Annotated in this window: 13 protein-coding genes and 2 tRNA genes; 8 read left to right on the forward strand and 7 right to left on the reverse strand. The window is 53.3% G+C overall.

From position 1 onward, the window contains the following. Nucleotides 1-55: 55 nt before the first annotated feature. On the reverse strand, nucleotides 56-517 hold the full coding sequence (locus V2154_RS06780; protein WP_353501584.1) for a YccF domain-containing protein: 462 nt from the start codon (nucleotides 515-517) through the stop codon (nucleotides 56-58). 191 nt (nucleotides 518-708) lie between these two features. Here V2154_RS06780 and helD point away from each other — a divergent pair, with 191 nt between their 5' ends. Next, nucleotides 709-2,763, forward strand: a complete 2,055-nt coding sequence (gene helD, locus V2154_RS06785) for a DNA helicase IV (protein ID WP_353501585.1) — start codon at nucleotides 709-711, stop codon at nucleotides 2,761-2,763. Nucleotides 2,764-2,812: 49 nt separating this feature from the next. Here helD and V2154_RS06790 read toward each other — a convergent pair whose 3' ends face one another. Both V2154_RS06790 and V2154_RS06795 read right to left on the reverse strand, forming a co-directional pair. Continuing rightward, complete coding sequence (locus V2154_RS06790) at nucleotides 2,813-3,274, reverse strand: methylglyoxal synthase (protein ID WP_353501586.1); 462 nt, start codon at nucleotides 3,272-3,274, stop codon at nucleotides 2,813-2,815. A gap of 132 nt (nucleotides 3,275-3,406) precedes the next feature. Beyond that, entirely contained in the window at nucleotides 3,407-4,066 is a 660-nt protein-coding gene (locus V2154_RS06795) for a DUF2057 family protein (RefSeq protein ID WP_353501587.1), read from the reverse strand. A gap of 203 nt (nucleotides 4,067-4,269) precedes the next feature. Between V2154_RS06795 and V2154_RS06800 the strand changes: the two genes are divergently transcribed. Continuing rightward, nucleotides 4,270-4,683 carry a CoA-binding protein gene (locus V2154_RS06800; RefSeq protein ID WP_353501588.1) on the forward strand — a complete coding sequence of 138 codons (414 nt, stop codon included), beginning with the start codon at nucleotides 4,270-4,272 and terminating at the stop codon, nucleotides 4,681-4,683. 81 nt (nucleotides 4,684-4,764) lie between these two features. On the opposite strand, the gene hspQ is transcribed toward V2154_RS06800, so the two are convergent. Then, nucleotides 4,765-5,082: a heat shock protein HspQ gene (gene hspQ, locus V2154_RS06805; RefSeq protein ID WP_353501589.1), complete on the reverse strand. Its 318-nt coding sequence runs from the start codon at nucleotides 5,080-5,082 to the stop codon at nucleotides 4,765-4,767. Nucleotides 5,083-5,205: 123 nt separating this feature from the next. Beyond that, a complete protein-coding gene (gene rlmI / locus V2154_RS06810) occupies nucleotides 5,206-6,399 on the reverse strand; it encodes a 23S rRNA (cytosine(1962)-C(5))-methyltransferase RlmI (RefSeq protein ID WP_353501590.1) in 1,194 nt (397 codons plus the stop codon). Nucleotides 6,400-6,496: 97 nt separating this feature from the next. Between rlmI and yccX the strand changes: the two genes are divergently transcribed. Then, on the forward strand, nucleotides 6,497-6,775 hold the full coding sequence (yccX, locus tag V2154_RS06815) for an acylphosphatase (protein ID WP_353501591.1): 279 nt from the start codon (nucleotides 6,497-6,499) through the stop codon (nucleotides 6,773-6,775). Nucleotides 6,776-6,795: 20 nt separating this feature from the next. Here the strand turns inward: yccX and tusE are convergent, their stop codons facing one another. Both tusE and yccA read right to left on the reverse strand, forming a co-directional pair. Beyond that, on the reverse strand, nucleotides 6,796-7,125 hold the full coding sequence (tusE, locus tag V2154_RS06820) for a sulfurtransferase TusE (protein WP_353501592.1): 330 nt from the start codon (nucleotides 7,123-7,125) through the stop codon (nucleotides 6,796-6,798). A gap of 106 nt (nucleotides 7,126-7,231) precedes the next feature. Further along, on the reverse strand, nucleotides 7,232-7,894 hold the full coding sequence (gene yccA / locus V2154_RS06825; protein WP_034789313.1) for an FtsH protease modulator YccA: 663 nt from the start codon (nucleotides 7,892-7,894) through the stop codon (nucleotides 7,232-7,234). Between the two features lie 270 nt (nucleotides 7,895-8,164). On the opposite strand from yccA, the gene V2154_RS06830 reads away from it, so the two are divergent. The 5 genes from V2154_RS06830 (at nucleotide 8,165) to V2154_RS06850 (ending at nucleotide 13,017) form a co-directional block, all read left to right on the forward strand. Continuing rightward, a tRNA-Ser gene (locus tag V2154_RS06830) sits at nucleotides 8,165-8,252 on the forward strand. Nucleotides 8,253-8,492: 240 nt separating this feature from the next. Continuing rightward, nucleotides 8,493-8,580 (forward strand) — tRNA-Ser (locus V2154_RS06835). Nucleotides 8,581-8,862: 282 nt separating this feature from the next. Further along, complete coding sequence (locus tag V2154_RS06840; protein ID WP_353501593.1) at nucleotides 8,863-9,951, forward strand: ABC transporter substrate-binding protein; 1,089 nt, start codon at nucleotides 8,863-8,865, stop codon at nucleotides 9,949-9,951. Between the two features lie 233 nt (nucleotides 9,952-10,184). Further along, the gene (locus V2154_RS06845) at nucleotides 10,185-11,954 is read left to right on the forward strand and encodes an ABC transporter permease (RefSeq protein WP_034789316.1); all 1,770 of its coding nucleotides are present in this window, start codon (nucleotides 10,185-10,187) and stop codon (nucleotides 11,952-11,954) included. Further along, nucleotides 11,947-13,017: an ABC transporter ATP-binding protein gene (locus V2154_RS06850; protein WP_353501594.1), complete on the forward strand. Its 1,071-nt coding sequence runs from the start codon at nucleotides 11,947-11,949 to the stop codon at nucleotides 13,015-13,017. Before V2154_RS06845 ends, V2154_RS06850 begins: the two co-directional genes overlap by 8 nt. The last annotated feature ends 38 nt before the right edge of the window (nucleotides 13,018-13,055 follow it).

Here is a 13,055-nt window from a genome sequence, read left to right on the forward strand (position 1 = left end):
GCTGAAAACCTCAGCAATGATATAAAAGGTCTATAAATTAATGACTAACTTTATATTAACGAATGCGGCCATTGGACAAGTTGCGAGCCGCTTTGGCTTCCCGTACCTGTTTTGCCATTTCTACTGATACCACGCGCCGGCCGACCGGCCAAAGCGCTATCACGGCAATTTTAAAATTGGCTATACCCACTGGAATACCAATAATAGTCAGGCATTGCACGATACCGGCCGTGATGTGGGACAAGCACAGCCACCAGCCGAAAAAGATAAACCAGAAGATGTTTAGCAGCGTGCCGGTGCCGGTTAAGATGGCATTGCTTTTCTCTGGATACAGATCGTTAACGTGCACGGCTTCATTGCCGAACGGAATCAACGACAGGCGGGTGATTTCCCAGCAAGAACGGGTCAGTGGCAGGGTAAAAATCAGCACGATGCTGATCAATGTGGCAAACAGCCAGGCCAGCGTGGTAAAAAAGCCACCCAGCACAAAGTTCAAAATGTTCAAAATTGCGCGCATGTTATCACTCAGTCATGTCAGAAAAGAGGGTAACGCCAGTGCGTTAACGGAAATCCTACGCTTTTTATTCTACCCTGATGTTGGGGGTAGAGCGCCAGTGCTTATCGCAGGTAAACTGAAGCAAATAATTCCTTAATTAATAACCAGCTACCCGTTAGCGGCTCCTAATACTAAGAAAATGGCGTGATGATATGGAACTGAAATCGACTTCATTTGGAAAACATCTGGCGCAGCACCCCTATAATCGGGTGCGGCTACTCAACGCAGGCGTCGAAGTCAGTGGCGATAAGCATCATTATCTCATCCCTTTCAACCAGTTAATTTCTATTCGCTGTAAACGTGGCATCGTCTGGGGCGAGCTGGAGTTTGAGCTACCGGAAGAAAAGGTCGTGCGCCTGCACGGCACGGAATGGCAGGAGACGCAGCAATTTTATCACCATCTTCTTAAAGTCTGGCGCAGCTGGAGTGAGGAGATGAGTGAGGTCAGCGCTGGCGTCTTGCATCAGCAGGCGGAAAAGATTGCGCGCATTGAACAGCAGGATAAATGGTTCAAAAGCAGCGAGTTGGCCGCCGTGCAAAAAAGTATCGCCGAATCCTTTACCGCCGTGCCGGTGCCGGTTGAGCGTTTGCACGAGTTCAACAATTGTCGCGAAGACTACGAGCTGTGTCTGAGATGGCTGCGTCAGGGCAAAGAGAGCGTGGTGTCCCGCAATCAGGCATGGTCTGAAAGAACTATCGAGCAGCATCGCGATTTCTTCGACAACATCGAAACCACTCCCCTTAATGACAGCCAGTGCCGCGCCGTGGTCAACGGCGAAGACGCCGTTTTAGTGCTTGCAGGGGCAGGGAGTGGCAAAACGTCGGTGCTGGTGGCCCGCGCGGGCTGGCTATTGTACCGTCAGGAAGCGATTGCAGAACAGATCCTGCTACTGGCGTTTGGTCGTCAGGCCGCCGACGAGATGAATGAAAGAATTAAAGAACGCCTGCACACCAGTGACATTAAAGCTAAAACCTTCCACGCCCTGGCGCTGCACATTATTCAGGAAGGGAGCAAGAAAACGCCAAAAATCAGCAAGCTGGAAACTGATAGCAAAGCCCGTCGCAGCCTGTTGATCAAAACCTGGCAGCAGCAGTGTGCCGAGAAGAAAGTTCAGGCCAGCGGCTGGCGCGCATGGATGACCGAGGAGCTAGAGTGGGAGATTCCTGAAGGAGATTACTGGAAGAACAAGGCGCTGGCGGAGCGTCTAGGCAGCCGCCTCGAGCGCTGGCTGGGGTTGATGCGCATGCACGGCGGCAGTCAGGCTGAAATGGTTGAGCAGGCGTCCGACGAGGTGCGCGATCTGTTCCAGAAGCGGATTCGCCTGATGGCACCACTGCTCAAAGCCTGGAAGTCAGCGCTGAAAGAAGAGGACGCCGTGGACTTCTCCGGGCTGATTCATCAGGCGGTCAATATTCTGGAGAAGGGGCGTTTTGTCAGCCCGTGGAAACACATCTTAGTTGATGAATTCCAAGATATTTCCCCGCAGCGGGCGCGCCTACTGGCCGCATTGCGCGAGCAAAATAGCTACACCAGCCTGTTTGCCGTTGGCGATGATTGGCAGGCTATCTATCGTTTCAGCGGTGCCGAGCTTTCCCTCACTACCGCCTTTAAAGGCCATTTTGGCGAAGGGGCGCAGTGCGCGCTGGATACCACCTATCGCTTTAACGATCGCATTGGTGAAATCGCCAATAAGTTTGTTCTGCAAAATCCGTATCAGTTGAAGAAGCCGTTGAATAGCCTGACGAAAGGCAGCAAGAAAAGCGTCACGATTTTGCCCAATGAACAGCTGGATGCCCTGCTGGATAAGCTGAGCGGCTTCGCCAAAGCCGATGAAAAAATCCTCATTCTGGCGCGTTATCACCATCTGAGGCCGGAGGTTTTGCAGAAAGCGTCGACGCGCTGGCCTAAGCTCAATATCGAATTTATGACTATTCACGCCAGCAAAGGGCAGCAGGCGGAGTATGTGATTATTGTCGGTTTGCACGAGGGCAATGACGGTTTTCCGGCCCCGGCGCGCGAATCTTTGTTGGAAGAGGTGTTACTGCCCGAACCAGAGGATTTTGCCGATGCCGAAGAGCGCCGCTTGCTGTATGTGGCGATCACCCGCGCTAAGCATCAGGTGTGGCTAATGCAGGATAAATCGCAGCCTTCAGTGTTTGTTGCCCAGCTTGAAGATTTGGGCGTGCCGGCGCAGAGAAAGCCGTAATCTTGATCCGTAATACAGCAAAACGCCCCCGCGAATGGGGGCGTTTTGTTTAGGCTTTCAGACGGGAAAGCAGGTAATTTTGGTAGTCGGGAATAGAAATCTCGACTTCCTCTTTAAACAGCGGTGAGGCGATAAGGAAATCGGCGGTAGCAAGATTAGTGGCAACCGGAATGTTCCACACGGTGGCGAGGCGCAGCAGGGCTTTAACGTCGGGGTCGTGCGGCACGGCATTCAGCGGGTCCCAGAGAAAAATCAGCAGATCAATCTTCCCTTCGGCGATCATCGCGCCCACCTGTTGATCCCCACCCATCGGGCCGCTGAGCATGCTTTTCACGTCAATTCCGGTATTGCGCTGCACCAGATTCCCGGTGGTGCCGGTGGCATACAGGGTGTGCTGCGACAGCTCCGCGACGTTCTTATCAACCCATCTCATCAACATGTTTTTACAGTGATCGTGGGCAACCAGCGCGATATGCTTTTTTTTACCAATGGTGCGGGTGGTGAATTCCATAAATATTCCCTTCGACGCCAAATAGAGTTGCGTCCAGAGTACTGAAACTCATATTTTCTGCATAGCTCTGATGCAACAATTCAGCCGAACGTTGAGGTTTTTCGTGACATCAGGCTGATAATGGAGGGTTTTTCAGGATGAAGGGAAGCTGAACCAAGAGAAAAAACGGCCGACGTGCGGGGAGGCGACCAGCTTCGGCCAGCTCGTTTTACCCGGGCTGCTGTGCTTTTGGCTGGAAACGTTGAGCATCGACAGTGATGTGGTATTGAACAGTGAGCTGTCCCGCTGTTGTACGGCAGTGGCGAAGGCCGGCACGGACGCTCGCAGACCAGATAAGTTATAGCGCAGCATCACCTTTTCTAAATCAGTCGCATTGCCATAAACCACCTGACGAAGCACGTCGCGGCGGCTCGGAATGTCTCGACCGTCTTGATCAACAAGGCGATAATTGAGCTTTCTGCTAAAGAATGCGGCATCCATTTCGTTATTCAGCGTTGGCAAAATGAAGGAAGCCGAACGAATTCCTTTGGCGCTAAAGCTGACTATCATGGCGGGGGAGTGGTACATCAGGGCATTCATGGTGGCCGGGTGCAGGTTTTTGCTGACCTGGAATAAAATCTGATGCTGTCCTGCATCGACTTCAAGGCTTTCTGCCCCTTTGAGAATAGCGCCGGATATACGTTTTCCATCCAGCACTAGCAGGTCGATGTCCGATGAAAGTTTCAGACTGGTCGCGCAAACGGGTGCCAGCAGGCAAACCGACATTAAAGCGGCCATTAATCTGACTTTCATACTTCACTCCTTACCTTTCACTGACAGCCTCTATTATTGAGCAATGCGGCGAATGTGTCAAAACTTTACAGGATGTATTTATTGTTACATTTATACCCATTTTCTTGGCAATCAGTGCTTTCAGCCGCAGTTTTAAGCTAAAAACTGCCGAAGTTTTGACACTGAGTTAAACTGGTAATACGTCGCTTAATGAGGGAAATGGCATGCAAGATAATGACATCGTCACCATCTTAAAAGAGGTGAAAACTATTGCGCTGGTGGGGGCGAGTGACAAGCTGAACAGGCCGAGCAACGGCGTCATGGCTTATTTATTGTCTCAGGGATATGAGGTAACCCCTGTCAGCCCGAAACTGGCTGGAAGCACGCTGCACGGACAGAAGGTCTACGCCACGCTGGCGGATATTCCCCATGAGATTGATATGGTTGACGTTTTTCGCAATACCGAGGCGGCTTACGGCGTCGCGCAAGAGGCCATCGATATTGGTGCGAAAGTGCTATGGCTACAGTTGGGGGTGATTAGCGAACAAGCGGCGGTGCTGGCTAAACAGGCTGGTCTGAAAGTGGTCATGGATAAATGCCCGAAAATTGAAATTCTGCGCTTAGGTCTGGAGAAGTAGGTCTGGCCATAAATCTGCTGCATGTAGACATAAAAAAACCGACCCGAAGGAGTCGGTTTTTTATTGCCGCAGGCAGCAGGTTTAGTGACGCAGGCGCGGTAAGGTTAACTGGCTGCGAATAGACTCGGCCAAATCATCTAAAGAGCTTTGTTCCGGGTGGGAACGCGCCGCTTCGTGATCGATTTGGATCTCTGCCAGATAAGTATGTACCGGCTCGCCCTTATCGTCTTCCATCACCACGTGATACCAAGGCGCGGTGCGCATAGAGTCATCGGTCTCGAGTTCTTCAACCTTTGGCTTCTCTAGCGAATACTCTGCGTCCACGTCAATCACTACGCCGAGATAACCTAACATTCTGTGGCGTACTTGCTGGCCAATACCGAATTTGCTGGCGATCATAGTCATCTCCTGAAAAATTACCTTAACGTCTATATGGAGGTTAGCGGCACTATTTCAAGTTTTGACCCTGTTTCTCGACGTTAATTCAGGTTCTGTGCTGAGATAAGGCACAGAACGATAAATTTACGACATCACTACGCAGGCGAAGCCTTTCAGATACAGACCTTCCGGGTAAGAACCGATAACCGGATGGTCAGCAGCCTGACGGAACTGCTCCACGAACTGGATCTCGCGATTGGCGTCCAGCGCCGCATCGGCCAGAATTTTCTGGAACAGATCGGTCGGCAGCAGGCCGGAACAGGAGAAACTTAACAAAATGCCGCCCGGACGCAGTAACTGCAACGCCAGCATGTTGATATCTTTGTAGCCACGGCAGGCGCTGGCCAGCTGGCTCTTGTTTTCAACAAATTTTGGCGGGTCCATGACGATCATGTCGAACTGCACGCCTTCGGCGCGGTACTTGCGCAGCAGTTGGAACACGTCTTCGCGCACGAACTCGGCTTTCGACAGATCCAGATTATTCAGCTCAACGTTTTGACGAGCGATGTCCAGCGCGTCTTGTGAGGTATCAACGTTAGTCACTTTCTCACAGCCGCCCATCAGCGCCGACACGGCAAAAGCGCCGGTGTAAGAGAAGCAGTTTAGGACTTTGCGGCCTTCGGCATATTTACGCGCAGCTAAGCGGCTATCGCGCTGGTCGAGATAGAAACCGGTTTTGTGACCCTGTTTGATGTCCACCAGCAGGCTCATGCCGTGCTCTTGGATCGGCAGCAGTGCAGGTGGCTCGGCACCAATCACGTGGCCCTGAGTCAGCTCTAAACCCTCTTTCTTACGCACGGCGACGTCGGAGCGATCCCAGATGGCGCATTCCGGGTAACATTTTTGCAGCGCGGCCAGCAGGGGCGCGCGCTGATATTCAGCACCGGCAGAAAGCAGCTGCAGCACGAGGAAATTCTGGAAACGGTCGATGGTGATACCCGGCAAACCGTCGGACTCACCGGCAATCAGGCGATAGCCATCAAGCCCGTCACGCTTGGCAATCCAGTTACGCCAGCTCTGCGCTTGCTGCAAGCGACGCACGAAAAATTCGATATCGATATCTTCGTCCTGGCGGAAGGTCCAGACGCGTGCGCGGATTTGCGACGACGGAGAATATGCACCGCGAGCCAGCCATTTCCCGTGACTGTCTACAATATCAATAGTATCGCCAGAGTTTGCTTTACCTTCGACACGGGTTACCGCACCGGAAAATACCCACGGGTGGCGGCGTAAGAGAGATTTTTCGCGGCCTTTGGCCAAGAATAAACGAGCAGTCATAGAATTAGGTTCTGTCAGTTCGGGGCAAAAAAGAGCGTCATTGTCCGAGCAAGCAGCCAAAATTGCAACGAACCATACCGCTAACGGAGAGAATATTATGGCAAAAGTCAGTATAGCCGCCTATGTCTACGGCCGGGTGCAGGGCGTAGGATTTCGTTTCGCCACGCAACAGCAGGCCAACGGCTTGGGCCTGACGGGCTATGCGAGAAACTTGGATGATGGCAGCGTAGAAGTCATTGTTTGCGGCGAGCAGGAGCAGGTGGATCAACTGCTGGCGTGGCTTAAACAGGGTGGCCCGAAACACGCCAAGGTAGATAAAGTGTTGAGCGAGCCCGCGGCACCGGGGGATTATGGCGAATTTAAAATCCGCCATTAGCTTTCGCTATCACCTAAAAGCTACAGGCATTTGACCGGTTTTGGCAGGCCAGCAATTTTGGTGGCTTGCTTCGCCGGGCCTTTAGGGAACAGTCGGAACAGGTAGCGGCTGTTGCCTTTCTCTTCGCCATATTTTTGCGCCATGGCTTTGACCAGCATGCGAATGGCGGGGGAGGTATTGAATTCGAGATAGAATTCCCGCACAAAGCGCACCACTTCCCAGTGAGCCTCGGTCAGCACGATCTCTTCTTCTTCGGCCAACATAGGGGCCAGATCTTCGTGCCAATCAGCACTGTTTTTTAGGTAGCCCTGAGCATCGGTTTCAATCTCGCGGCCTGCAAACTCCAACATAACACCTCAATTCTCAATAAAACGCTGCGCGCAGTTTAGCAAAAAGGTCGGAGCCACAAAATAAAAAGCCCCGCTTTCGCGAGGCTTGGCTTGCTGAAAGGCCGAATTAGTTGCTGCGGGACAAACCTAAGATACTCAGCAGGCTGACAAATACGTTATACAGAGAAACGTACAGGCTCACCGTGGCACGAATATAGTTGGTTTCGCCGCCGTGAATAATGTTGCTGGTTTCCCACAGGATTGCGCCAGCGGAGAACAGGATGAACAGGCAGCTAATCGCCAGTGACAGGGCAGGGATCTGCAGGAACAGGTTAGCGATAACCGCCACCAGCAGCACCACGAAGCCCGCCATCATCATGCCTGACAGGAAGGACATGTCCTTACGGGTGGTCAGCACGTAGGCTGAACAGCAGAAGAACACCAGCGCCGTGCCACCAAGGGCCAGCATAATGATGTCACCCGCGCCAACCGAAAGAAGTGAGCTAAGCAGTGGGCCGAGGGTGTAACCCATAAAGCCGGTCAGGGCGAAGGCCGCCAGAATACCCACAGGGCGGTCAGCCGTGCGGTAAGTCAGGAACATCAACCCGTAGAAACCCACCAGCGTCAGCAGCATACCCGGTGAAGGTAAACGCAGCAGGGTGCTAGCGGTAGCAGTAATAGCCGAAACGCCGAGCGTCAGCGCCAGCAGGAAATAGGTATTACGTAGAACTCTGTGGGTGCTTAACAGCGCGCCGGCACGAGAGGAGGAAGAGGCAACAATACGTTCCATTTAAAATCTCACTTATCGACAAAAGTTGGAGTCGGTGAAAATACAATCAGCCTTGAATAGTAGATAGTTACCTGCCGTGATTAAAGGCGTTTTACCCTTCTTTACCCATGAGTTACCGCAACTCGCCGTAGAAATGACGCTTCCCTGTTTTAAAACTGGCCGTAATGTCGATTTAATCATCATTTGAAACGCCAGTGCCTGTTTTTCAGGCAAACGAACATAATCAGGCTTTACAACCTAATGGCCTATGTTTATAGTTCGCTTCGTTGCGGAGGGGTGGCCGAGCGGCTGAAGGCACCGGTCTTGAAAACCGGCGATGGGAAACCATTCAAGAGTTCGAATCTCTTCTCCTCCGCCATATACAACACAAGAAAGCTGCTAAGAAATTAGCGGCTTTTTTTGTCTCTGCGTTTTGGCATTTCCTGTCTCGACTTTCCCATGTTTCTTCCTTTGTTCGATTTCTCAGCAATTAATGAATTTTGCAAGAATGCTTATTAAATCAACAAAATAGAACGAAAATAATGTTTGCATCTTCTTCTGCTTCTTGTATACTACGCCCCGTCTGATGAGCACTGCTCTTGAGACAGATTGTTGTTGCGGAGGGGTGGCCGAGCGGCTGAAGGCACCGGTCTTGAAAACCGGCGATGGGAAACCATTCAAGAGTTCGAATCTCTTCTCCTCCGCCATTAACAACAACGCAAATGAGCTGCTAAGTGATTAGCGGCTTTTTTTGTGCCTAAAATTCACCGAAATCTCTCTTTTCCCTCTTTTTGCATTTTTCCTGAGCTGTTAACCCCCGGTTTTTAACTCTTTCCTGAGGTTTTTTCGTGGTGTTAATGGTGTTAATTGCCTAAAAAATGCCCCGTCTCACAATTCGCGAACATAACCCGTTAACCTGATTGCGCAGGAAGTGGCACTGCCTATATGTTGATTTTTAGTTTCCCAAATGTAACTAGAGGTTAACAATAATGTCTAAGAAATTACGTATCTCTCTGATTGCTACTGCCGTTTTGATGTCTTCCTCTGCAATCTCTGCATTACCTCAAGGGTACCCGGCTGACTACCAGAAGCTGGTCGACGGCGCCAAGAAAGAGGGCAAAGTCGTTATTTATTCCACCACCGACGTTAAGGCCGCAGGGCCGCTGATCCAAGGCTTTGAAGCGACTTATCCGGGTGTGAAAGTCGAATACAACGACATGAACAGCACCGAGCTGTACAACCGTTTTATCAGTGAGCAGGCGGCGGGCGGCAACAGCGGCGACGTGGTGTGGAGCTCCTCCATGGACACCGCGCTGAAGCTGGCGACCGACTACGCGCAGGAATATACCTCGCCGGAACATGGGCAACTGCCTAAGTGGGCAGTGTGGAAAGAGAAGGCTTACGGCACCACCTATGAGCCAGTGGTGTTTATCTACAACAAACGCCTGATCCCAGCCGGTGACGTGCCGGACTCTCACGCCGCGTTGGCGAAGCTGATTGCCAGCCAGACTGACAAATTCAAGAAGAAAGTCACCACCTATGACATTGAGAAATCAGGTCTGGGCTTCATGCTTTCAGTTGAAGATTTCAAAGCTGATCCTAACTACTTCAAAACGCTGGCTGACGTCGCCAAGGGCGGCTTAGCCGTGCAGTCCTCCACCGGGACCATGATGGAAAGGGTGTCCTCTGGCGAAAACCTGATTGGCTTTAACATCTTAGGCTCCTACGCCGAGGCCCGCGCCAAAACTGACCCGTCGCTCGGGATCTCCTATCCGAAGGATTACACGCTGGTCCTTTCCCGCGTCTCCTTCATCAGCAAAGAAGCCAAAAACAGCAACGCGGCGCGCCTGTGGCTGGACTACGTGCTGTCTGAAAAAGGCCAGAGCATCCTGGCGAATCAGGGCGACATTCCTTCCATCCGTAACGACATCGAAGGCAACAACGATATCGACGGTATGACCAAAATGCTGGGTAATGCCCTCAAACCTATCCCGGTTGATGAAACGCTGCTGGAGTACTTACAGCAGAAAAAACGCCTTGATTACATCAAGCAATGGCGCGAGGCCGCGGCCAAATAAAATACTCGTCATCCTTCGAGCCACAGGGGCGACTCACCCGAATCACTGACTTGAGTAAGCTCATCGGGGGTCATTTGTTTGCCGCCTTCCTATGACTCAAATGATTTAGGGTATTGATTGATTTAAATCGGTAAAACGGGATGCGCGTCGGTGAAAAAGGGCGCGTATCCCCTCGATTTGCTCTGACCGTCTTCATTTGCATGGCTCAGAGCGCATAACCGAAGGGACGTGACATGATTGCATTACGCAGAAAGTGGCAGAGCCTGCCGCGCAGCGTAGTGGTGTTGATAACCGCGCTGGTTATCTACATTCCACTGTCGTTTATCGTTATACAAAGTTTTCTCTCGGCGCCTTTCTTTTCGCCTTCGAAGGAGTTCAGCCTTGAATCCTTTGAATTTATCTTCACCGATCCTGATTTCTATAAGGCGCTGAAAAGCGGCTTTATTCTGGCCTTTGGGCTGATTGTCATTTCTATTCCTCTGGGCGGCATTCTGGCGTTCCTGATGGTGCGCACCGATTTACCGGGAAGACGCCTGATCGAGCCGCTGATCCTGGTGCCGATTTTCGTGTCGCCAATGGTATTGGGCTTTGGTTACGTGGTGGCGGCGGGGCCAGTGGGATTCTTCTCCCTGTGGGCTGAATCGCTGTTCGGTTTCGTGCCGTGGAACATCTATGCCATGTCGAGCATCGTGGTGATCGCGGGCCTGACTCACGTGCCGCACGCCTACCTTTATATCTCCTCAGCGCTGCGCAGCGTTGGGTCAGATGTAGAAGAGGCCGCGCGCACGGCGGGGGCCACGCCGCTACAGGTCATGACCGCCGTCAGCCTGCCGATGGTGCGCCCGTCGATTCTTTATGCCAGCGTGCTGCTGTTTTTCCTCGGGCTGGAAGTGTTCGGCCTGATGCTGGTGTTGGGCGACCCGGAAGGCAACATGGTGCTGGCCACCTACCTTTATAAGCTGACCAATAAGCTCGGCACGCCGTCTTACCACCTGATGGCTGCCGTCGCCGTGGTGCTGATTTGTATCACCGTGCCGCTGGTGATGCTGCAACGCCGCCTGATGCGCACCGCCAACCGTTTTGTCACCGTCAAAGGTAAGGCCTCGCAGGCTCGCGCACTCCCATTGGGCAAGTGGCGCTGGGTGGCTGGCGCGGTGGTGGCCTTCTGGCTGACCGTCACCATCGGCGTGCCGCTGGTGGGCGTGGTGCTGCGCGCCTTTATCTCCAACTGGGGCGTCGGCGTGTCGCTGTGGGACGAACTTTCGCTCAATACTTTCCGCACCATTTGGGAACAGCCAAACCTGCTGCGGGCGATTGTGAACTCAATGGCAATTGGCGTCTTTGGCGGGGCGCTGGCGGTGGTCTGCTACCTGTTTATCGGCATCGCCATGCATCGCAAGCCGGACGGCGTGACGCGCTTCCTCGACTATAGCGTATTGGTGCCGCGCGCGGTGCCGGGCCTGCTGGCCGGTCTGGCCTTCCTGTGGGTGTTCCTGTTCCTGCCGATGTGGCTCGACAACGCGCTGAAATCGGGCTGGCTCTCTGGCCTGCCGGTGTCTGAGTGGCTGCGTGAGAATCTGGTGGTGTGGCTGCGTTCGCTGCGCAGCACCATCTTCAGCGTCTGGCTGGCCTATACCGTGGTGTGGATGGCTTACGGCCTGCGGCTTATCTCTTCGACCCTGCTTCAAGTCGGGCCGGAGCTGGAAGAGGCGGCACGCAGCACGGGCGCCACCCGTGGACAAATCACCCGCCACGTCACCATCCCGCTGTCGCGTTATGGCCTGATTGGCTCCTGGTTGTTGATGTTCCTGATTTTCGAGCGCGAATATTCCACCGGCGTCTATCTGTTGTCGCCGGGCACGGAGACTATCGGCTCAATGCTGGTTTCCCTGTGGGCGGCGGGGGCGATTGATATCGTGGCCGCGCTCTCCTTTATTAACATCCTGCTGGTGGTGTTAGGTCTGGGTATTGCCTTACGTTTTGGAGTCAAATTACATGATTGAGTTAAGCGTCGATAATCTGCATTTAACCTATGGCGACAACCCGGTGCTGAAAGGCGTATCCATGGATTTAAAACGTGGAGAAGTGGTGTCACTCCTTGGACCATCCGGCAGTGGCAAAACCACGCTGCTGCGCGCCGTGGCGGGGCTGGAGAAGCCGACGCAGGGCCGCATTGTGATCGGGAAAAACACCGTTTACGACGGCAGCCCGCGCAGCGAAATCCCGGCCGAAGAGCGCAATTTGGGGCTGGTGTTCCAGTCCTACGCCCTGTGGCCGCACAAAACCGTGTTCGAAAACGTGGCTTACCCGCTGAAACTGCGCAAAGTGGCCTCGGGCGAAATGAACCAGCGGGTGCAATCGGTGCTGGATCAGCTCGGGCTGGGGCATCTCGGCAAGCGCCACCCGCACCAGCTGTCTGGTGGTCAGCAGCAGCGCGTGGCCATTGGCCGTGCCCTGGTTTATAACCCGCCGGTTATTTTGCTGGATGAGCCACTCTCCAACCTTGATGCCAAACTGCGCGAGGAAGCACGCGTCTTCCTGCGCGAACTGATCATTAAGCTAGGCCTGTCGGCGCTGATGGTCACCCACGACCAGAACGAGGCGATGGCGATTTCCGACCGCATTTTGCTGCTCAACAATGGCAAAATTGAACAGCAGGGCACGCCGCAGGAGATGTACGGCTCGCCGAAAACCCTGTTCACCGCCGAGTTTATGGGTAGCAACAACCGCCTGCACGGCAAAATCACTGAACTGAGCAACGGCAGGGCGCGCATTGAAGGTAAGGATTGGGCGCTGTGGGGACTAGCGGGCGAGGGCGTGCAGGTCGGGCAGCAAGCCACGGCGGTGATCCGCGTCGAGCAGGTGAAACTGGGCGATAGCGCCGAGGGCAACCAAATCGAGCTGCCGCTTCTAACCAGCATGTATCTTGGCGATCGCTGGGAATACCTGTTCCGCACGGTCGCCGAAGATTTTGTGGTTCGCGCTTATGGCAGTGAAGTGCGCGGTCAGGAGATGTTCCGCCTGTCGCTACCCGCTGAACACCTGTGGATCTTCCCGAAAATCTGATGTGATGACTGACTTTCAGGGGCTGCGGCCCCTGAAAT

It is taken from the genome of Ewingella sp. CoE-038-23, from assembly GCF_040419245.1.
Classification (GTDB): Bacteria; Pseudomonadota; Gammaproteobacteria; order Enterobacterales; family Enterobacteriaceae; genus Ewingella; species Ewingella allii.

What these genes read in the sequence shown, in the direction of transcription:
- V2154_RS06780 (WP_353501584.1), bottom strand. Translation starts at nt 517, where the DNA reads ATGCGCGCAATTTTGAACATTTTGAACTTTGTGCTGGGTGGCTTTTTT.
- helD (WP_353501585.1), top strand. Translation starts at nt 709, where the DNA reads ATGGAACTGAAATCGACTTCATTTGGAAAACATCTGGCGCAGCACCCC.
- V2154_RS06790 (WP_353501586.1), bottom strand. Translation starts at nt 3,274, where the DNA reads ATGGAATTCACCACCCGCACCATTGGTAAAAAAAAGCATATCGCGCTG.
- V2154_RS06795 (WP_353501587.1), bottom strand. Translation starts at nt 4,066, where the DNA reads ATGAAAGTCAGATTAATGGCCGCTTTAATGTCGGTTTGCCTGCTGGCA.
- V2154_RS06800 (WP_353501588.1), top strand. Translation starts at nt 4,270, where the DNA reads ATGCAAGATAATGACATCGTCACCATCTTAAAAGAGGTGAAAACTATT.
- hspQ (WP_353501589.1), bottom strand. Translation starts at nt 5,082, where the DNA reads ATGATCGCCAGCAAATTCGGTATTGGCCAGCAAGTACGCCACAGAATG.
- rlmI (WP_353501590.1), bottom strand. Translation starts at nt 6,399, where the DNA reads ATGACTGCTCGTTTATTCTTGGCCAAAGGCCGCGAAAAATCTCTCTTA.
- yccX (WP_353501591.1), top strand. Translation starts at nt 6,497, where the DNA reads ATGGCAAAAGTCAGTATAGCCGCCTATGTCTACGGCCGGGTGCAGGGC.
- tusE (WP_353501592.1), bottom strand. Translation starts at nt 7,125, where the DNA reads ATGTTGGAGTTTGCAGGCCGCGAGATTGAAACCGATGCTCAGGGCTAC.
- yccA (WP_034789313.1), bottom strand. Translation starts at nt 7,894, where the DNA reads ATGGAACGTATTGTTGCCTCTTCCTCCTCTCGTGCCGGCGCGCTGTTA.
- V2154_RS06840 (WP_353501593.1), top strand. Translation starts at nt 8,863, where the DNA reads ATGTCTAAGAAATTACGTATCTCTCTGATTGCTACTGCCGTTTTGATG.
- V2154_RS06845 (WP_034789316.1), top strand. Translation starts at nt 10,185, where the DNA reads ATGATTGCATTACGCAGAAAGTGGCAGAGCCTGCCGCGCAGCGTAGTG.
- V2154_RS06850 (WP_353501594.1), top strand. Translation starts at nt 11,947, where the DNA reads ATGATTGAGTTAAGCGTCGATAATCTGCATTTAACCTATGGCGACAAC.